The organism is Chryseobacterium oncorhynchi, from assembly GCF_002899895.1.
Classification (GTDB): Bacteria; Bacteroidota; Bacteroidia; order Flavobacteriales; family Weeksellaceae; genus Chryseobacterium; species Chryseobacterium oncorhynchi.
Genome location: NZ_PPEI02000002.1, coordinates 559,823 through 579,742, shown reverse-complemented (window position 1 = coordinate 579,742; position 19,920 = coordinate 559,823). Strand labels below are relative to the sequence as shown.

18 protein-coding genes are annotated in these 19,920 nt (G+C 35.3%); 14 read left to right on the top strand and 4 right to left on the bottom strand.

From position 1 onward, the window contains the following. Positions 1-82: 82 nt before the first annotated feature. The 4 genes from C1638_RS08270 (at position 83) to C1638_RS08255 (ending at position 5,739) form a co-directional block, all read left to right on the top strand. A complete protein-coding gene (locus C1638_RS08270) occupies positions 83-1,975 on the top strand; it encodes a DUF3857 domain-containing transglutaminase family protein (protein ID WP_109619937.1) in 1,893 nt (630 codons plus the stop codon). A gap of 2 nt (positions 1,976-1,977) precedes the next feature. After that, positions 1,978-3,918 carry a transglutaminase-like domain-containing protein gene (locus C1638_RS08265; RefSeq protein WP_109619934.1) on the top strand — a complete coding sequence of 647 codons (1,941 nt, stop codon included), beginning with the start codon at positions 1,978-1,980 and terminating at the stop codon, positions 3,916-3,918. A gap of 97 nt (positions 3,919-4,015) precedes the next feature. Then, the gene (locus C1638_RS08260) at positions 4,016-4,843 is read left to right on the top strand and encodes an RsiV family protein (protein WP_109619932.1); all 828 of its coding nucleotides are present in this window, start codon (positions 4,016-4,018) and stop codon (positions 4,841-4,843) included. Between the two features lie 44 nt (positions 4,844-4,887). Beyond that, complete coding sequence (locus C1638_RS08255; RefSeq protein WP_109619930.1) at positions 4,888-5,739, top strand: diacylglycerol/lipid kinase family protein; 852 nt, start codon at positions 4,888-4,890, stop codon at positions 5,737-5,739. 145 nt (positions 5,740-5,884) lie between these two features. Here C1638_RS08255 and C1638_RS08250 read toward each other — a convergent pair whose 3' ends face one another. Then, entirely contained in the window at positions 5,885-7,165 is a 1,281-nt protein-coding gene (locus C1638_RS08250) for a dicarboxylate/amino acid:cation symporter (RefSeq protein ID WP_109619928.1), read from the bottom strand. Between the two features lie 163 nt (positions 7,166-7,328). Then, positions 7,329-9,017 carry a gamma-glutamyltransferase gene (ggt, locus tag C1638_RS08245; RefSeq protein WP_109619927.1) on the bottom strand — a complete coding sequence of 563 codons (1,689 nt, stop codon included), beginning with the start codon at positions 9,015-9,017 and terminating at the stop codon, positions 7,329-7,331. A gap of 209 nt (positions 9,018-9,226) precedes the next feature. Between ggt and C1638_RS08240 the strand changes: the two genes are divergently transcribed. Next, entirely contained in the window at positions 9,227-10,192 is a 966-nt protein-coding gene (locus C1638_RS08240) for an NAD-dependent epimerase/dehydratase family protein (protein ID WP_109619925.1), read from the top strand. A gap of 84 nt (positions 10,193-10,276) precedes the next feature. Continuing rightward, positions 10,277-11,029, top strand: a complete 753-nt coding sequence (locus tag C1638_RS08235) for a polysaccharide deacetylase family protein (protein WP_109619923.1) — start codon at positions 10,277-10,279, stop codon at positions 11,027-11,029. Between the two features lie 113 nt (positions 11,030-11,142). On the opposite strand, the gene C1638_RS08230 is transcribed toward C1638_RS08235, so the two are convergent. Together C1638_RS08230 and C1638_RS08225 are read right to left on the bottom strand one after the other, a co-directional pair. Beyond that, the gene (locus tag C1638_RS08230) at positions 11,143-12,348 is read right to left on the bottom strand and encodes a metallophosphoesterase (protein ID WP_109619921.1); all 1,206 of its coding nucleotides are present in this window, start codon (positions 12,346-12,348) and stop codon (positions 11,143-11,145) included. A 69-nt stretch (positions 12,349-12,417) separates the two neighbouring features. Continuing rightward, on the bottom strand, positions 12,418-13,485 hold the full coding sequence (locus C1638_RS08225) for a 3-oxoacyl-ACP synthase III family protein (RefSeq protein ID WP_109619919.1): 1,068 nt from the start codon (positions 13,483-13,485) through the stop codon (positions 12,418-12,420). Between the two features lie 101 nt (positions 13,486-13,586). On the opposite strand from C1638_RS08225, the gene C1638_RS08220 reads away from it, so the two are divergent. From C1638_RS08220 to C1638_RS08185, 8 genes are all read left to right on the top strand, one after another. Continuing rightward, the gene (locus tag C1638_RS08220) at positions 13,587-14,156 is read left to right on the top strand and encodes a hypothetical protein (protein WP_109619918.1); all 570 of its coding nucleotides are present in this window, start codon (positions 13,587-13,589) and stop codon (positions 14,154-14,156) included. Positions 14,157-14,159: 3 nt separating this feature from the next. Continuing rightward, positions 14,160-14,891: a bifunctional demethylmenaquinone methyltransferase/2-methoxy-6-polyprenyl-1,4-benzoquinol methylase UbiE gene (gene ubiE, locus C1638_RS08215; protein WP_076354082.1), complete on the top strand. Its 732-nt coding sequence runs from the start codon at positions 14,160-14,162 to the stop codon at positions 14,889-14,891. A gap of 3 nt (positions 14,892-14,894) precedes the next feature. Then, positions 14,895-15,677, top strand: coding sequence for a type IX secretion/gliding motility protein PorT/SprT (gene porT / locus C1638_RS08210; RefSeq protein WP_109619916.1), 783 nt, complete (start codon positions 14,895-14,897; stop codon positions 15,675-15,677). 138 nt (positions 15,678-15,815) lie between these two features. Continuing rightward, the gene (locus tag C1638_RS08205) at positions 15,816-16,118 is read left to right on the top strand and encodes a hypothetical protein (protein WP_106916342.1); all 303 of its coding nucleotides are present in this window, start codon (positions 15,816-15,818) and stop codon (positions 16,116-16,118) included. Continuing rightward, positions 16,118-16,405: a cell division protein ZapA gene (locus C1638_RS08200; protein WP_109619914.1), complete on the top strand. Its 288-nt coding sequence runs from the start codon at positions 16,118-16,120 to the stop codon at positions 16,403-16,405. The genes C1638_RS08205 and C1638_RS08200 overlap by 1 nt, the downstream gene beginning before the upstream one ends. Before the next feature lie 230 nt (positions 16,406-16,635). Next, the gene (gene rny / locus C1638_RS08195) at positions 16,636-18,201 is read left to right on the top strand and encodes a ribonuclease Y (protein WP_185140417.1); all 1,566 of its coding nucleotides are present in this window, start codon (positions 16,636-16,638) and stop codon (positions 18,199-18,201) included. Between the two features lie 73 nt (positions 18,202-18,274). After that, the gene (locus tag C1638_RS08190) at positions 18,275-19,516 is read left to right on the top strand and encodes an MFS transporter (protein WP_109619910.1); all 1,242 of its coding nucleotides are present in this window, start codon (positions 18,275-18,277) and stop codon (positions 19,514-19,516) included. 169 nt (positions 19,517-19,685) lie between these two features. Then, positions 19,686-19,868 (top strand): hypothetical protein, encoded by a 183-nt coding sequence (locus C1638_RS08185; RefSeq protein WP_076354094.1) that lies wholly within the window; start codon positions 19,686-19,688, stop codon positions 19,866-19,868. The last annotated feature ends 52 nt before the right edge of the window (positions 19,869-19,920 follow it).

Genomic DNA, 19,920 nt, shown 5'->3' with positions numbered 1-19,920 from the left:
ATTTTTAATGCATTTTTAATTTTTTTTAAGTTATTATTAACAATTATTAAGATTTTATTATTTTTGTGTAATTTTAATAACTATGATGAAAATATTATTTCTGGGGGCTTTATCCACAGCCTCAATTTACTTTGCTCAAACCTATCCTGTATCTTCAATTCCCGAAGATTTAAAGAAAAATGCAAATATTGTTATCCGAAAAGATTTCACAACTGTCCAGATCAATAAAATTGATGAAATAAAATACCAGTATAATACGGTAACTACTGTTCTTAATAAAGATGGTGATGATAAAGCTGTAGCCTATATTCCTTATGATAAGTCAAGGAGTATTTCAGATATAAAGGTGACCATATATGATGAGTCTGGAAAGAAAATAAAAAGCTATTCCAAATCTGATTTTGGTGACTATGCCAATAACAGACAAGGGGTATTTTATTCTGATAACAGAATTTTGGTGTTTTCATATACACCTGCTCAATATCCTTATACAATTGATTTTTCATATCAGTCAGAAAACAAGAACACTGTTTTTATTCCTGATTTTGTGCCATTTTACTCTACTAATACCTCTTTGGAAGATGCGCAAATGAAAATCATTAATACATCGGGAATTGATCTGCGTACGAAGATTTATCCATCAAAATACAACTATACTTCAGTGATAGAAAGCGGCAACGGAAATGATAAAACATATTCCTACAAGAATGTGCCCGCAATTGATGATGCTCCTTTGATTCCGCAGCCTGTTAAAATATTACCGAGTGTAAATTTTGCTCTGACGAAATTCAATCTGGCAGGAAGACAAGGAACTTTGAATAATTGGACAGATTTTGGAACATGGTATTACAATAACCTTGTAGAACCCGCTTCAGTATCTACGCCCTCCATTAAAGCAGAAGTTGCAGCCTTGCAGCTTCAGGGATCTGTGGAAGAAAAAGTAAAGAAGATCTATCAGTATATGCAGAATAAAACCAGGTATATATATGTTGGATTAGGAATTGGAGGCTGGTTGCCAATGATGCCGGAAGAAGTACATCAAAAAGGATATGGAGACTGTAAAGGTCTTACCAATTATATGAAAACCCTTCTAAATGAAGCAGGAATACCATCTTACTATTGTGTAATTAATTCTAGTTCTTCACAGGTATCTTATGATCCGGAATTTCCAACGATGGGCGGAAATCATGCTATTTTAATGGTTCCAACCGAAAAAGGAAATATCTGGCTTGAAAATACCTCACAGCAGACCGCATTTAATCACTTGGGATATTCTACAACGGACAGAAACGTAATTTCCGTACAGAAAACAGGAATAGAACTGATAAATACCCCTACTTATACCGCTGAACAAAACAAAGAAAATCAGAAACTTAAGATAAAGATTGGTGAAGACAACGCAATTACAGGAGAGGGAAGCTTTTCTTATACCGGAAACCAATATGATTACAATCTTGGGTTTGTAAGTCTAAATCCAAAGGAAAAAAGTGATGCATTGAAAAGAAGATTTGATGTTTTAAACTTTGAGAAAGTTGAAATGAAGAACCTTATCAATGATAGAGATAAGGCTATTATTACTTATGATGTAGATTTTAAAACCAATAATTATTGTAAAAGTGCAGGAAGCAGCCTTATATTCAGAGCTGTTCCAATTTACTCGGACAATATTTATAAAACAGAAGAGAACCGTACGCTTCCTTTTGAGATCGGACAGTCTTTTGAAGATGAGTATGAAATAGCGTTTACCATTCCTAAAGGATATAAGATTGATGAAACTCCTAATGACATTACGATCAATTCAGAATTTGGGTATTATAAACTAAGCTTTGTTAAAAATGGAGAAGAACTAAAGGTGTTGAGGAAAATACAGGTCAATAAAGGAACCTATCCAAAGGAAAAATACAATGAATATGTAGGCTTCAGAAAAAAAACTATAAACATGGACAATTCAAAAATTTTAATTACTAAAATATAAAGATGAAAAAAGTAGTATTAGTCCTTATTTGCTCAGCAAATTTGGCTTTTGTAAAGGCACAAAAACATGAGTTCTTAAACCCTCCCAAATTTTCCGATGCAGATTTATCCAAAGCAAAATCATTATTAGATGAGAATGCTCCCGCTGAAATTCTGTATAAATCTGTTCATTACAGAATAGATGCATCTACAGGAGATCTGCACAAAGAATATGTGTATAGAGTTAAGATCTACAATAAAGATAAAGCTGAAGATTGGTTGAACGTAGAAGTTCCTCTTCGCCAGAGTGGAAGTGATTTGGAAACCCTAAATAAGTTTAAGGCATTCACATACAATCTTGAAGATGGAAAAGCAGTTCCGGTAAAAGTAGAGAAAAGCTCAAAATATAAAAGTAAAGAAAGCAAGTATGTTACCGTAAATAAATTTGCCTTTCCTAATGTAAAAGATGGCTCAATATTAGAGTATCAATATGAAGTACTATCTCCATTTGCATTTCTGTATTTAGTTCCTGAGATCCTAATAGAATTAGATACCCCATCTCTTTATACAGAATACGTTCTGGATTCTCCAGCCAATATTGCCTACAATATAAACTATAGTGGAGAGCTGCTTCCAAAACATAGAGAAGTTGCAGACAGAACTCTATATGGTACCCAGTACAAGACCTATAGATTTGGTTTTGAAAATGTAAAAGGCTTCAAAACAGAGAAACATGTAAGAAACGACAGAAACTTCCGAACAAAAATTAGTGCTGAGCTTCACTCTACCCATTTTAGAGAACTTAGACTTTATTCATCTTCATGGGATCAGATTAGTAAAAGACTGGATGAGAATGAAGATTTTGGCGGTGAATTGAAAAAAACGAGGTTGGCAAAAGAGAACATGCCGGCAGGAGTTTTAGAAATGAAAACTGATTTTGAAAAAGCCAATGCAATTCTTTCATATGTTCAGAAAACATTTACCTGGAACAAAGACAGAGGAATTTATACTGATAATGGAATTAAGAAGCTTTTGGAAACCAAATTAGGTAACGCTGCTGATATTAACCTGTTTCTTGTTATGCTTTTCCGTGAAGCAGGGATTAAGTCTGATCCGTTAATCATTTCTACTGTAGATAATGGTTTAATCAATATGGTGTCTCCAAACCTTACAAAAACGAATTTGGTATTAGCTTCAGTAGAGATCAATAAACAGCTTCATATCTATGACGCTACTTCTAAGCAGTCTTCCATGGATGAACTACCTTTGAAAGATTGGAATCAGTATGGAGTTTTATTAGCTAAAAATAATGTTTCACAGATTCAGATGACCAATATGAAGTCAAGCAATACTTACCTGACTGTTGATGCAAAGATCAATGATGATGGGAGTATTTCAGGATCCTATTCTGATAAAGATACAGGTGCTTATGCCATGTATGTAAAGGACAGCTATGACGAAAACGCTGAAAAATATAAAAAACAATACAAAGAAAACTTTTCAATAGATTTCACCGGAATTGATTCAAAAGTTTTAGAAAATGGAGAGTTTGAAAGTACAATGAAATTCTCTTCTTCAAATTTAATTGATAGAATAGGAAAGAAAATGATCATCAACCCAATGTTGTTTTTAAGCAAAACATCCAATGAGTTTGATCAGACAGAAACCAGAAAATATCCTATTGATTTTGGATCTCCTACTACAAAGGTTAAAAAAGTAATTCTTGAAATTCCGGCAGGATATGTGATTGAAGAAATGCCGAAGAATAAAAAGATTGTTACCGAAGATAAAGAAATAGAGTATAGCTACGCAATTGAACAAAAAGGAAATAAACTGGAAGTTACCAGTACTACAAAAATTTCCAGTGCAGATTATCCTAAAGAATATTACCCTGCATTCAAGCAAATCTGGGGGGTAGCATCAAAACAGGAAAACCAAGTGATCAGCTTAGTGAAAAAATCATAACAAGCAGATTTTAACTTTATTTTATAAAAAGAATAATTTTCTAAAAAACCATTCATCTTTTGAATGGTTTTTGTATTCAATAGCAAAAATTAAAATTATGAAAAATACCATTGCCGTTCTGGCACTTTCTTCATTCTTTGTTTTTTCTGCCTGCAATAAAAAGGATGCTGCAGTAACACCAATAGTGAAATCAGAAGAAAAAAAATCTAATGAATTTCTTGTAGACTCCGTTATTGTAAAAGATTCTACAAAAGTTATCGATTCATTAAAGCTGGCTTTTACTTCAAAATTATTGGTATTTCCTACCTTAAAAGATAAAGCACTTTTGGATAGTATTTATTTCCAGAATGAAAAAATAAAGGATTTTTCAAAGGCAGGTCTGCAGACATATCTTGAAAATAAAAAAAACAGCTATTTCAATACCATGAAAAATGATAATAAAGATTGGTATTCAGACATGACCTACGCTCAGGAATGGTACTCAAATTCTTATATGAACCTTAAGTCGAATATCAATGGTTATATGCATATTCAATATACAACAAGCGCATACATAGGTGGTGCCCATGATGAATATGGATTTTCAGAAAGAGTTTTTGACCTTAAGAAAAATAAAAAACTGGAATTAAAGGATATTACTTCAATGCCTGAAAACAATCTTGAAGCCATGCTAATGAAGAATCTCGATAAGATCAGTAGTGGAACAATGGATGAGAACGGAGGAGTGAAAAATTCAGAAATGCTGTTGGTTGAAAAGATTCCTACATCAGAGAACTTCTATTTTGATGAAAAAAATCTGTATTTTCATTACAGTCCATATGAAATTGCAGCTTTTGCAGCCGGAGATATTACCATTCCTATTTCCTGGGAAGAGCTAAATGGCACAATAAATGCAGAATTTAAAGAAAGAATGAAAATTAAGTAAATTAATGCTTCCGGTTTCAGGAAGCATTTTCTATTTTTGCGGTAATGGAAAAAGTAGCTTTTATCATCAATCCTTTTTCGGCCAAAAAGAATTATCAGCCGTTTCTGAATGAACTTAAAAATAAGGTTGATAATCCTCTGTATTATGTCTCCGAATCTATTCCGGGAACAGATGAATTCATCAAAACCCATTTTGATGAGGTGGATATCTTTGTAGCCATTGGGGGCGACGGTACCATTTCTACCATTGCCAAAAATTTGATCTCTACAGATAAGATTCTGGCTATTTTTCCGGCAGGTTCCGGTAATGGATTCTCCAACGAAACACGTTTCAATAAAAACCTGGATGAGCTTTTAGAGAAAATAAAGGCAAAACAATCCAGAAAAATTGACACTTTTACGGTGAATGACAGACTTTCCATCAATGTTTCAGGAACAGGGTTCGACGGTAAGGTGGTTAAAGAGTTTGAAAAGACCAGTCGTGGTTTCAAAAACTATATCAAGGTTTCTCTAAAAACGTTCTTTAACTATAGACCGATCAAGGTGACTTTTCTTGATAAGGAACACCAGCAGTATAATGGCAGATACCTTATGCTGAACATTGCCAATACCCGCCAATTCGGAAATAATGCCTATATCGCACCTAAAGCTAGTAAAAGTGATGGCCTGGTGGATATGGTACTTGTTAAAAAGTTTCCTCTTACTTATTCTGCTTTGTTTGCTTTCAGAATGTTTACTAAAAGACTAAAGGATGATGAATATGTTACCTATCTTCCGGTTTCAGAAATATCATTCAAGGTGAATACTAAAAATTGGCATCTTGATGGGGAATTTAATAAGATAGAATCACCCATTCATGTTAAGGTACAGCCTGCCAGCCTGAATATTCTGGTTTAAAACTTCAAAGAGCAAAAGTTTGAATATAGGAATGTTTGGTGTGGAGTGTACATTATAGCAAGAAATTCATGATTCACTTATGAAACATTCCTCCCCATTAGCAACAACCTAATCCCTGTTACCTATCATCTGGCACCTGCAAAAATCACACTTCCAGCTCTTTTTCAATCTCATGCGGGTGGTTCAGACAATAATGAAACTGCTCTTTATCAAGCTGTTTTTCCCAATTAGCAACCACTACTGTAGCCACAGAGTTTCCAATAACATTCGTAAGAGCTCTGCATTCACTCATAAACTTATCAATCCCAAGAATTAATGTCATTCCTGCAATAGGGATTTCCGGAACAACAGCCAAAGTAGCCGCTAAAGTCACAAACCCGGCACCCGTAACACCAGCAGCACCTTTTGAACTTAACATCGCCACCAAAAGAAGCATCAGTTGCTTTTCAATAGGAAGATGAATATTAAGTGCCTGGGCTATGAATAGAGAAGCAAGAGTCATATAAATATTAGTTCCATCCAGATTAAAAGAATATCCGGTAGGAACTACCAAGCCAACTATTGCTCGTGAGCAGCCTGCTTTTTCCAGCTTTTCCATGATTCCCGGAAGCGCAGATTCTGAAGAACTGGTTCCCAAAACCAAAAGAAGCTCCTCCTTAAGGTAAACCAGTAGTTTAAAAATATTAAATCCGTTATACCAAGCCACGGCTCCTAGAACCAATGCCACAAAAAGGAAAGAAGTAATGTAGAATGTGCCTACTAAAAAAATAAGATTCAATACAGAATGAAGTCCATATTTTCCTATGGTAAAAGCCATAGCCCCAAAAGCGCCTATTGGGGCAAGTTTCATCAGCATATGAACAATCTTGAATATAGGGGTAGACAGATCTTGCAGGAAATCAGTTACTTTTTGGCTTTTTTCCTTCGTTAAAACCAATGCAACACCCATTAAAATAGCCACAAGAAGAACCTGAAGAATATTATCGCCAACCAAAGGGCTGAAAAGAGTTTCAGGAATGATATTCATGATAAATCCTGTAAGGGTAGATTCATGGGCTTTCTCCTGATATTGGGCTACATCTCCTGAAAGAGTGGCCGGATCAATATTTAAACCGCGACCAGGTTGTAAGATATTTCCTACAAACAAACCGATAATAAGGGCTAGGGTAGAGAATGTAAAAAAATAGATCATTGCCTTTATTGCAATTCTTCCTACCTTTTTAAGATCGGTCATATGAGCAATTCCTAAAGTAAGGGTGATGAAAATGACCGGAGCAATGATCATCTTTACCAATTTGATAAAGCCATCGCCTAAAGGTTTCATTTTTTCTCCTAATTCAGGATAGAATCTTCCCAGAATAATACCTGCAACTATTGCTATAATAACCTGAAAATAAAGCTGATTGTATATTTTTTTTGCTTTCAAAGAACAGTCGTTTTATTTTTTTAAGGCCGAAAAATAAGAAAATTTATCTAGAAACATGACAAAAGTCATTGAAAATACACTGTGTTAATGTTGATGGGATATAAAAAGTTCGGCTTCATTTTAAATGAAGCCGAACTTGTATGATTATATATGATAATAGAAACTATTCCACAGCAACGGAGTCATCTCCACGGCCGTCTGCTACTGCATGGATATTTCCATTCTCGTCAATGACAATTATTTCTGTTTTTCCGATGTATTTTGTTTTTTCAATGACATAGTTTTTACTTTTCAGCTCAGCAATGGTGCTTTCAGGAAAGTTATTTTCTACTGTTATGGTTTCCGGAAGCCACTGGTGGTGAAATTTAGGAGCATTCACGGAAATATTGGCGTTTAATTTAAAATCTACCACATTTACAATAGATTGATATACCGAAGTTGGAATCGTAGTTCCTCCCGGAGTTCCTACTACCATATAAGGTTTCCCGTTTTTAAGCAGGATTGTTGGTGTCATGGAAGAGAGCATTCTTTTATTAGGTTGGATAGAATTTGCCTCACCGCCTACCGCTCCAAACATATTTGGAATACCTGGTTTTATGGAGAAATCATCCATTTCATTATTTAAAAAGAAACCGGCTCCGGAAACCAATACCTTGCTTCCGTAATAACCGTTAAGAGTAGTCGTTACAGAAGCAGCATTCCCATCCTTATCAAGTACGGAAATATGGGTAGTCTGTGTAGATTCCTTTGGTTGTGGTATGATTTTGCCAACTTCTGCACTTGGAGTGGCTTTGTCGAAGCTAAAGCTTTTCCATCTATTTTTCAGGTATTCATCTGAAATAAGGTAAGATGTTTTATCCTGAATAAAATCTGGATCTCCCATATATTCTGCTCTGTCTGCAAATGCTCGTCTTTCTGCCTCAGCCATTATCTGAACAGCCTTTGTAGAGTTTTGTTGGTATTTTTCAAGGTTTTCAAAACTAGCCATTCTCAGCATTTGAGCCAAAAGAAGTCCGCCACTTGAGGGTAAAGGCATTGAAACAACGTTATTTCCTTTGTATTCAAATTCCAAAGCTTTTCTTTCTGCAACTTTATAGTTTTTAAGGTCTTCCAAAGTGATGATTCCGTTTCCTCTTTTCATTTCTGCAACCAGAAGATCAGCTGTTTTTCCTTCATAAAACCCTTTTGCACCTAATTTCTGGATTAGTTTTAAAGTTCCTGCTAAATCTTTCTGAACTAAAATATCACCGGCTTTCCAAGGGGTATCTTTTACAAAAACAATAGAAGATTTATTATGTTTCTGGAATTTTTCTTTGTTGTTGTTCAGCATATCTGCTTCCTTGTTCGTGATAGCAAATCCTTGCTCTGCAAGATCAATAGCAGGTTGAATGATCTTTTCCATAGGGAGTTTACAGTACTTCAGGGTAGCAAAGAAGCCGGCAATACTTCCGGGGATCCCCACTGACAGTCTTCCATTTTGAGATAAATCTGTATCTGCTTTTCCTTTTTTATCAAGATACATGTCTCTGGAAGCTTTTTTAGGAGCTGTTTCTCTGTAATCTAGTGTAAACTTTTCACCATTATTTTTAACACCTACTAAAAAACCACCACCACCAATATTTCCGGCTTGTGGGTATACAACAGCTAACGCATATTGTGTAGCGGTAACGGCGTCATAGGCATTTCCTCCCATTTTAAGTATTTTAGCGCCTGCTTCACTGGCTAATGGGTGAGCAGATACTACAACACCTTTATTCTTTACCTGTACTTCTTTTACAATATTGAAGTCTGTAAACTGAGCCCAGCCAAGTTGACTCATTAATAAGACCGAAGCAATTAAAATCTTCTTCATATGATTGTTTCTTTGAAACAAAATTATAGAAATTTATGCAAACCATTTGCAGATGATCTTATAATCTTTGAAAGAAGAAAATATACCAAATCTCTGTAAAAATTGTTTAGAATTTTTACAGAGATTCAAGATGCATTTTTAAATACACCTTTTTTATTATGGTTAACATGTTTTTTTTACTTTTGTACAATTCTAAAAAAATCTGAAAAATGGAATCCTATACGGAAAGAATACTTATTACAGGTGCCTTGGGACAAATTGGCACGGAACTTACGAATAGACTTGTGGAGATCCACGGAGCGGAAAATGTAGTGGCTTCAGGACTGGACAGATGGCAGGAGGGAATTACCTCTGCCGGACACTATGAAAGAATGGATGTTACCAATACACAATTGGTAAGACAGGTGATTCATGATTACGAGATTACTACAGTGTATCACTTGGCATCGCTTTTATCCGGAACTTCGGAAAAGCAACCTATTTTCGCTTGGAAATTGAATCTTGAACCTCTTCTTCATTTTTGTGAAATGGCTAAGGAAGGGCTTCTTAAAAAGATCTTCTGGCCAAGCTCAATTGCTGTGTTTGGAAAAGGAATTCCTAAACATGATGTTGGACAAGATGTAGTTTTGAACCCAACCACTGTTTATGGGATCTCTAAAATGGCAGGGGAGAAGTGGTGCGAATACTACTTTGATAAATATGGAGTAGATGTAAGAAGTATCAGATATCCTGGATTGATCTCATGGAAAACTCCTGCAGGTGGAGGTACTACCGACTACGCTGTTGAAATTTTCTACAAAGCAATTGAAGAAGGAAAATATACAAGCTTCATTTCTGAAGATACTGGAATGCCAATGTTGTATATGGATGATGCGATTAATGCAACCTTGAAATTAATGGATGCTCCAAAGGAAAGTTTAACGGTTCGTTCTTCTTATAATTTAGGGGGAATGTCGTTTACTCCAAAAGAATTGGCTGCAGAAATTAAGAAAGAAATTCCTGATTTTGCTGTTGATTATAATCCAGATTTCAGACAAGCCATTGCAGATTCATGGCCGGCATCTATTGATGATTCTGTAGCTAAAAAAGACTGGGGATTGACTTATGATTTCGGAATTTCTGAAATGACGAAAGACATGATCAAGAATCTAAAAGTAAAATTAGCTAAGCATTAATAATGTAAAGTGATACTTTAACTAATTGTTGCTTTAACATCTGATTTTTAATTTATTATAACTTTTATCTAAAATATAATTTAAATGATATTATTGACTTTCAACATTACAAATATTGAAGCTGAACCAAAAATTGGCTCACCAATTACTAATGAAGAAAGATTGAAAATCATAGAAGAGAATACAAAAGCTATTCTTAGAATTTTAGATATTCATGATACAAAAGCGAGCTTTTTTGTGGAGGTTTCTCTTACTGAAAAACTCCAGAATCTTATAAAGGCAATTTCATCCAAAGGGCATGAAATTGCCTTTTATAATAGAGATTCAAATCTTGCAGAAATTGAAGACGCCAAGAAGAATATTCAGGATCTTCTGGAAAAACAAATCAGAGGAATTCGTCAAAAAGACATTAAGATTCCACAGGAGAATCTGAAGCTGATGGAATTTAATTATGTCTCCAATATTGATAATGCTAATATTCTTTTTCCTTTCAAGCGTCTTAAAAGAGATACTGAAATTACAGAAGAAGATGGACTGAGTATTGTTCCGGAAAGTATCTCTCCTTATAGTCAATTACCCTACAATGATTTTGTTTTTCAGATTTTGCCAATGAAGTACTACCAGAACATGGTACTGGAAACATTGCAGAATGAAGAATTTGTTTTGATCTACCTTAATGCCTGGCAGTTTACGGACTTCAAGAAATACCGTTTTGATATTCCGTTTTACAGAAGCTTATTTTCGGGCAAAAAAATGGAGGACAAATTAGATGCCCTCCTTAGTTTTATCAATGAGAAAGATATGGCTACCTCCCGTATGAAAGATTATATTTTTTAGGTTGCAGGTAGTAGTTGTTAGGTTGCAGAAGGGAACAATTTCTTGTAGTATCAGATCTTCAATTTTTAAACCTTAAACTTTACATCCTGAACTTTAAACTTTGAATTTTAAAACTAGCTCAATTCAAAAAGAGTGATTTCAGGCAATACCCCAACTCTTCCGGGATATCCCAATACTCCAAAGCCTCTGTTTACATACAGTAATCTACCCTCACTTTCATATAAATCTGCCCATTTCGGGTAACGATATTGAACAGGAGACCATTTTATATTTTTAAGATCCAAGCCAAACTGCATTCCGTGGGTGTGGCCTGAAAGGGTTAAATGGATATTTCCTGGGTGTTTTTTTACTACATAATCAAAATGGGTAGGGTCATGGCTCATTAGGATTTTTGTTGCAGATTCCGGCACGTTTTTTAAAGCCTCATCAATTTTTCCAAATTGTGGAAAAGGTTTTAGTCCCCAGTTTTCAACACCGAGAATGTATAATTTTTCTCCATTCTTCTCAATAACTCTGTTTTCATTTCTCAGCATGTCAAATCCTGCTTGCTTTTCATAACCAATCAACGTGTCAAGATTTTCTTTTTTTGCAGCAGGTGATTCCCAGGTTACATAATCGCCATAATCGTGGTTTCCTAAAACCGCAAACTTGCCATCTTTAGCCTTAATTTGTGAAAATAAAGGAATAAAAGGCTTGAATTCATCCGCGACATTGTTTACCATGTCACCTGTAAATAGAACAAGATCAGGTTTTTGCTCGTTGATGAGATCTATAGCGTGTTGTAGCTTGCTTGGATCTGCAAAACTTCCACTGTGAACATCTGAAATCTGAATGATTTTATATCCTTTAAAGCTTTTCGGAAGATTGGGGAATTTCACCTTTACTTTTCTTACTTTATGCCTGTATTTCCCGAACGTAATTCCATCTATGAAGAGGGCGGAAAGAACTCCGCTCATTCCAAGCCCTACAAGGCTCAGGAATTTTCTTCTCTCGGGGAAAAATGTTTCCTTGGGACCGGCCATATTAACGAAATAGCCCCCTAATCTGAATAAATCATCAATCAATAAAAATAAAACCACAAAGATTTTAGGAAGAATAAATATCAAAAATAAGGAAATCATGATTTGGGCTTTCATCATGCTTTGGTCTGATCTCTGATAATGAGTGACTTCGTAGGCGAAAATTCCATAAACAATTAAAGACACTACCCAGTAGCCAACTCTTATCCAAAAATTATCTGTAAGTGTTCTTATGGCTTGATAAATGTAAACCTCCAAAAATAGGAAGATTCCGGCAATAATTAAAAGATTTTTTTGCATGTTCTTATTCAAAAAAAGCACAAAGAATAACTTCCCTGTGCTTTTATATTTTTTATTGTTTAAAATATTTTAAGGAAATCTATAAACGATAGCATTGATGTTCATTCCGGCACCTACCGAAGTCATTACAATGTTACCTTTATCTTTAAACGATTGACCCTCCATTTTTCCTTTAATTATTAAATCATACATTGTTGGAATGGTTGCAACAGACGTATTTCCAAGGTCTTGGATTGTCATAGGAGAGATCGAATGATCATATTCCTTGATGTCATAAAGTCTGTGAAGTCTTTCAATCATAGCATAATCCATCTTAGCGTTTGCTTGGTGAATTAAGATTTTATCGATGTCTTCAATAGAAAGACCGGCGTCTGTAATCGTATCCTTGATTGCAACAGGAACGTTTTTAAGAGCGTATTCGTAGATTTTTCTACCTAACATTCTTACATAAAGACGTTTTTGATCTGCTTCCTTATTGATAGAAGGTTGATTTTCAAGATAGTTTAATTCCGGACCATTATCACAAATTGTATTGTGGGCAATGATTCCTACATTTTCCTCGTCTGTTGCCTTTACTACTACAGCACCTGCACCATCAGCAAAAATCATTCTGTTTCTGTCATATGGATCCGTTACGCGGCTTAAAGTTTCTCCTCCGATCACTAAAACTGTTTTTGCAACCTTGGCTTTAATTAGATTGTCAGCTAATATCATAGCTTCTACCCATCCAGGACATCCGAAAAGCATATCGTATGTTACGCATTTTCTGTTTTTGATTCCTAATTTATTCTTTACTCTCGCTGCCATTGTCGGCATGAAGTCAGCATATCCATTCTCAGTAACTTCCCCGAAATTACTCGCATAAATAATATAATCCAGTTCTTCGCCGTCTACTTTTGCATCCTCAAGGGCAATTTTTGCGGCTTCATAACCGATCTGTGAATTGGAAAGACCCTCTTCAATGAACCTCCTGTTTTCGATTTCTGTAATTTCTACAAACTTCGCAATGGTTTCTTCCACAGGTTTTTCAATTTTCACTCCGTCTTCAGTATAAAACTCGGAATTCATGAAGTAATCTCTACCAATAACTCTGTTCGGGATATAACATCCAGAGCCAATAATGATCGTATTCGGCATTCGTTTATATGATTTTTTTAAAGATGCAAAGTTAATAATTAATATTAATAACCGAGAATTAAAAATATTATTAAATTTGCAAAAATTGTACTTTACAATCTATGAAAAACAACTCGTCCTTAAAAGGCTTACTCATTGCAGCTGTGGCGTTTATCGGTGCCTTTGGGATCTACTTCCTTTTTTTAGCCAAGAAGAATTATTATGTTGTAGATAATCCTACCCCCAATACGTATTACTTTAAGATCAATAACGGTTCTGAAGGAATTATTTCAGGGGGACAGTATGTGCATGTGGATTTGAATAAGGGAAAAAACTCTATTCAGGTTTTCGACCAAAATAAAAAAATGCTTTATGATTCGGCATTTGAAGTAAATAAGCTTCGTGGTCTACTTAATATCGCACATAAGGATTACTATGTGAATGACCAGTACTACGGGTATAACCTTAAAAAAGATTCGTTATTGATGGCGCTTGATAAGACTGTCATAGACGGAAAGGAATACCTCGGAGGAGCAAAGCGTTTCAATAAGCTTTACACAGAAGAATTTTATTACAATGTAGATGAAGATTATGATAAATTGATCAAGAACATCCAGAAAGTGGAGTCGAGATCAAAGATCTTCAGAAAGCAGGATTACCTAAATTATTACAAAGAATATTACAAGTTTTAAGTTTTGACAAAAGATATCACTAAAGTTACTCCCTACAATTCGGAGGCTACAAAGAAGAGCCAGGTAGAGGATATGTTCGACAATATTGCACCGAAGTATGACCTTTTAAACAGAGTTTTATCCATGAAAATTGATATTTTGTGGAGAAACAAACTGGTAAAATGGATGAAAAATGATAATCCGCAGGAAGTGCTGGATGTGGCTACAGGAACGGGAGATCTGGCAATTACTATTGAAAAAGGAACCGGTTCAAAAGTAGTTGGTTTAGATTTATCACAACAAATGCTGAATGTTGGCGTTATTAAAATAAAAAAACTTAAATTAGACGGCAAAATTTCCATGCAAAAAGGGGATGCAGAAAATTTACCTTTCGAGGACAATAGATTTGATGCTGTTTCCGTTGCATTTGGAGTGAGGAATTTTGAGAACCTTACCAAAGGTTTAGCAGAGTTAAGAAGAGTAGTTAAAGATAACAAGAGTGTTTATATACTGGAGTTTTCAAAGGTTGAGGGTTTTTTAGGACCATTTTATATGTTTTATTTCAAAAATATATTACCTGCCATAGGCAGATTGGTTTCTAAAGATAATAGGGCGTATACATACCTTCCGGATTCTGTAAATGCTTTTCCTTTCGGGGAGAAGATGAAGCAAATTCTTTTAGATACGGGATTTAAGAAAGTTGAATATAAAAAATTAAGTTTAGGTATAGCCACAATTTATAAAGCAACAAAGTAACCTATGAATAAATTTCTATTAAAAGCACTGGTTTTGACCTCAGTAAATGTTGCCGTTTTTGCAAACGCGCAATTTAGAACCCGAAACAGAATGGACAAGTTGGAAGATTTCGACGAGCAGAAATTCAGTTGGGGGTTTTATTTGAACGGGAATAGACTAGACTACCGAATTGTATTGCATCCAAGATACGGGATGAATGAAAACGAAAACCTTGTTTCCTCTAAGGAAAGTTACAGTTTCGGTGCTGGGCTTATTGCAAAATGGAGACTGAATGACTATCTGGATGTAAGGATAGAACCAGGTCTACAGTTTGCACAAAGACAGTTGACTTTTAATACTCAATCCAATGATATTTATGCAGGTGGATCATTAACTAATGCTCCGTTTATGCCTTTTCCTTTAACAGATAAAGATAAAGTAAGAGAAATTAAGTCTACATTGGTTGATATTCCGGTACTTTTGGAGCTTCACGGGCGAAGATGGTATAATTCAAGACCATACGTTGCAGCTGGGGTAAATTATATAGTGAACCTACAATCCAACTCAGGGTCTACTGATGATAACATGCAGCAGATCTTCAGATCCACAACGCATAACTTTGCTTGGTCTGCAGAAATGGGAATCCAGTTTTACTTCAATAAGTTTAAACTGACTCCTGGGGTAAGAGGAACATTCTTCATGAATAATGAAAAAGTGGCTGATAATGCAACTACACCTCCTTATTGGGCATCTGCCGTTTCTACATTACAGACAAGAGCAATTATGTTTGTATTGAAATTTGAATAAAAAATATCACATTGAAAATACATAGGAGGTGCATCTGCATCTCCTTTTTTGTTGAGATTACAAAATATAGGACGTTTTATTTTTGTTAGTGTTATTATTTTTTTATTTTTGCTTCTAGTTAGAATATACAAACCTGAAATGCTTCAAGATTTAGAAAACAATTTTTCAGAATTAGAGAGGAAGATTTTGACTCTTCAAAAGAATTACAAAAGTCTTACTGAAAATTTATCAGAATTAAGTATTGAGCATGAAGACTTGAAGAAGAAGTATGATGAGGAGAGGAGAAGAAATCAGGTATTAGCAGAAGAACAAAAAAATATAAAACTTTATTCAGCAATATCAGGGAATCCTGAACACAATAGGTTAATGAAAAATCACATCAACAGATTGGTAAAAGAAATAGATTTCTGTATTGCACAGCTTCAAAACAGTGGATTATAATGGAGGTAAGGAGAATAACCGTCAACATTGCAGGAAGAGTATATCCGCTGAACGTACCGGCAGCAGAGGAAGAAACTTTGCGTAAAGTAGGGAAGCAGATCGAAAGTATGATTAAAGATTTTGAACAGAACTTCGATGTAAGAGATAAACAAGATGCTTTGGCCATGTGTGCCCTTAAATTGGGAACTAATGCAGAAGTAGTGTCTCTTAACTACGAGAAAAATATTAATTCGAGCAACGAAAGATTAAAACAAATCAATCAATCGTTGAATGAAATCGGGAAATAGATTTTTTTTCCTGAACAAACTGCCTACAATGATTCTAACACATTAAAGGTAAACTCAACGCTAAGCAATTACCGAACAAATGTCCATCGAATGGCGTGCCGGTCTTCCGGATTACAGACAGTGGAAATCAGTTCAAATCGTGTTGATTAGGAGTTTACTCTCAATCCCTGGATTATTGTGGGCTTTTTTTATTTAAAGGATATGAATACAATTAAAACTCAATATAAATTATGATAGAAGTTATAGTCGGTGTTGTTTGTTTAGTAATCGGGGCTGTCGTGGGAATGTTTTTTTCCAGAAGCTCACTGAATACTAAGGCAAAATTTATCATAGATGATGCAACTAAAAATGCCGAAAACCTTATAGAAAAAGCTAACGTACAAGCTGAATCCATAAAGAAAGAAAAGAATCTTCAAGCTAAGGAAAAATTCCTTGAACTAAAATCTCAGCATGATTCAGACATCCAATCTCGTGAGAAAAAGATGCAGGAAGCTGAAAAAAGAACAAAAGACAAGGAGCACAAACTGAATGACGATCTTAGCAAGACAGGAAAACTTGAAAAGGATTTAGACAGACAGATTGCAGATTACGCGAAGAAGAACGAGATTCTAGACAGAAAACAGCAGGAATTAGATATAGCTACTGCTAAGAAAGTAGAAATACTTGAAAAGATCTCTAATTACACAGCTGAAGAAGCTAAAGCAGAATTGGTAGAAACCATGAAAGCTGAAGCGAAGACAAGAGCACAGGCGCACGTTCAGGGCATCATGGAGGAAGCTCAGATGAATGCTAAAAACGAAGCCAGAAAAATTGTTATCCAAACGATCCAAAGAATCGGGACAGAGCAGGCTATCGAAAACTCAGTATCAGTATTCAATATTGAATCTGACGAAGTAAAAGGTAGAATTATCGGTAGAGAAGGTAGAAATATCCGTGCATTAGAAGCGGTAACAGGAGTTGAGATCATCGTGGATGATACTCCGGAAGCTATTCTTCTTTCATGTTTTGATCCGGTAAGAAGAGAAATTGCAAGACTATCCCTTCACAGATTGGTTACGGATGGTAGAATCCACCCGGCAAGAATCGAGGAAGTAGTAGAAAAAACAAGAAAGCAAATTGAAGAGGAGATTATTGAAGTAGGAAAAAGAACGATTATTGACCTTGGAATCCACGGATTACACCCAGAGTTAATTAAGATCGTTGGTAGAATGAAGTACCGTTCTTCATACGGACAAAACTTACTACAGCACTCAAGAGAAGTAGCAAACATCGCTGCAACAATGGCTGCTGAATTAGGCTTAAACGTAAAATTAGCTAAAAGAGCAGGTCTATTACACGATATTGGTAAAGTTCCTGAGCAGGAATCTGAATTACCACACGCTTTATTAGGAATGCAATGGGCTGAGAAATACGGTGAAAACCCAGAAGTTGTAAACGCAATTGGAGCTCACCACGACGAAATTGAAATGAAGTCGTTATTATCTCCAATCATTCAGGTAGCCGATGCTATTTCAGGAGCAAGACCTGGAGCAAGAAGACAAGTATTGGAATCTTACATCCAGAGATTGAAAGACCTTGAGTCTGCAGCATTAAGCTTCGATGGAGTATCAAGTGCATATGCAATCCAAGCAGGTAGAGAACTAAGAGTAATGGTAGAAAGTGGAAAAGTAAATGATGAAGTAGCTTCTCAACTATCTTACGATATCTCTGAAAAGATCCAGAATGAACTGACCTACCCAGGACAGGTAAAAGTAACAGTAATCAGAGAAACGAGAGCTGTGAATATTGCAAGATAATAATCAGATCAAGATATTTTATAAAAACCTTTCAAGAAATTGAAAGGTTTTTTATTTTTATCAAAATTTAACAATGCAAGAACTGTCCCTATCTTCAAAACTGAAGTACATTTTTTCGATTCCCGTTATTATTTCAGCCTTAGGCTATTTTGTAGACATCTATGATCTCCTCTTATTTGGAATTGTAAGGATCCCCAGTTTAAAAGCCTTAGGGCTTAATCCGGATGCAGATGGAACCTTTATTCTGAATTGTCAGATGGTGGGTCTTCTTATTGGAGGAGTCTTCTGGGGTATTTTCGGGGATAAAAAAGGCAGACTTTCTGTGCTCTTTGGTTCTATTTTAGTGTATTCCCTTGCCAATATCGCCTGTGGTTTTTTACCTTATTTTCCAAAAGAGCATTTAGTGTATCAATATGCTGGCTTAAGATTTATTGCAGGAATAGGTTTAGCCGGAGAGCTAGGAGCCGGAATTACACTTGTTTCTGAAAGTCTGCCGAAGAATTTAAGAGCTATTGGAACCTCCGTGGTAGCGGGTTTTGGATTGATGGGAGCTGTCGTTGCCCAACTTACAGTAGAATTAGCTGGAGGATGGAATATCTCCTACATTATTGGAGGGATTATGGGGATTATGTTGCTTATTTTAAGAATAAGCGTTTCAGAATCAGGAATATATAAGAATATTGAACATAAAAACGTCTCCAAAGGAAATTTTCTATCCTTTTTCACGAATAAAGACAGGTTGGTAAGATACTTAAAATGTATTGCAGTAGGATTACCTACATGGTACTGTATAGGGATTCTGGCTGTTTTGGCTAATCAATTTGCCCCTGAATTCGGAATAAAGGATCTCAGTCCCGGAAAAGCAATTATGTGGGCATATGTGGGGATCTCTGTTGGTGATTTGATGAGTGGTTTTATTTCTCACGCCTTAAAATCGCGGAAAATGGCAATATTTTATATGTTGGTTTTCACCATTATTGGGGTTGCATTCATGTTGTTTGGAAATACAGATACAGAAACAAAATATTACCTGTTCTGTGTCTGGCTGGGACTGGGAACAGGATATTGGGCGATGTTTGTCACCCTTGCAGCAGAGCAGTTCGGAACAAATATCAGAAATACAGCAACCACAACTGTTCCCAATATGGTAAGAGGATTGGTACCGGTGATGATCCTTGCCTTTGATCTTCTTAAAGTTAATTTTTCTGTGATTATAAGTGCTGCCATTGTTGGGGTGGTCGTATTTGGACTTGCGTTTTATTCGTCCCTTACGATCTCGGAAACCCATGATAAGGACCTTGAATTTATTGAATAATTTAATTTGTTTAATAATTTAAAATAATATATTTCTTATTTATAGTATGGTAATTATATTAAAATCAATAATATATTAAGTTTTATTAAAAAATATGTTGCTTATAATTGATATTTGTTTAACTTTGAGTACGAACTAAAACTATATTGTTTAATCAAAACAAAGACCCATGAACATTATTAAGAATGCTAAAAAATTAAGAAAAGAAGACTTGAAGAATATTGCAGGAGGGATAAGCGGAAATCCGGATTTATCTCTTTGCGGATGCAGCTGCTCAGGAACTGTAGTTGGACCTAAATATTGTCCTCAGTATATAGCTTGTCCTCAGGTTTATACTTGCGGTGAAGTTTAAGAAATTATTTCAATACGAAATAAACATTTCCACATTTAATAGGCAGAACCCT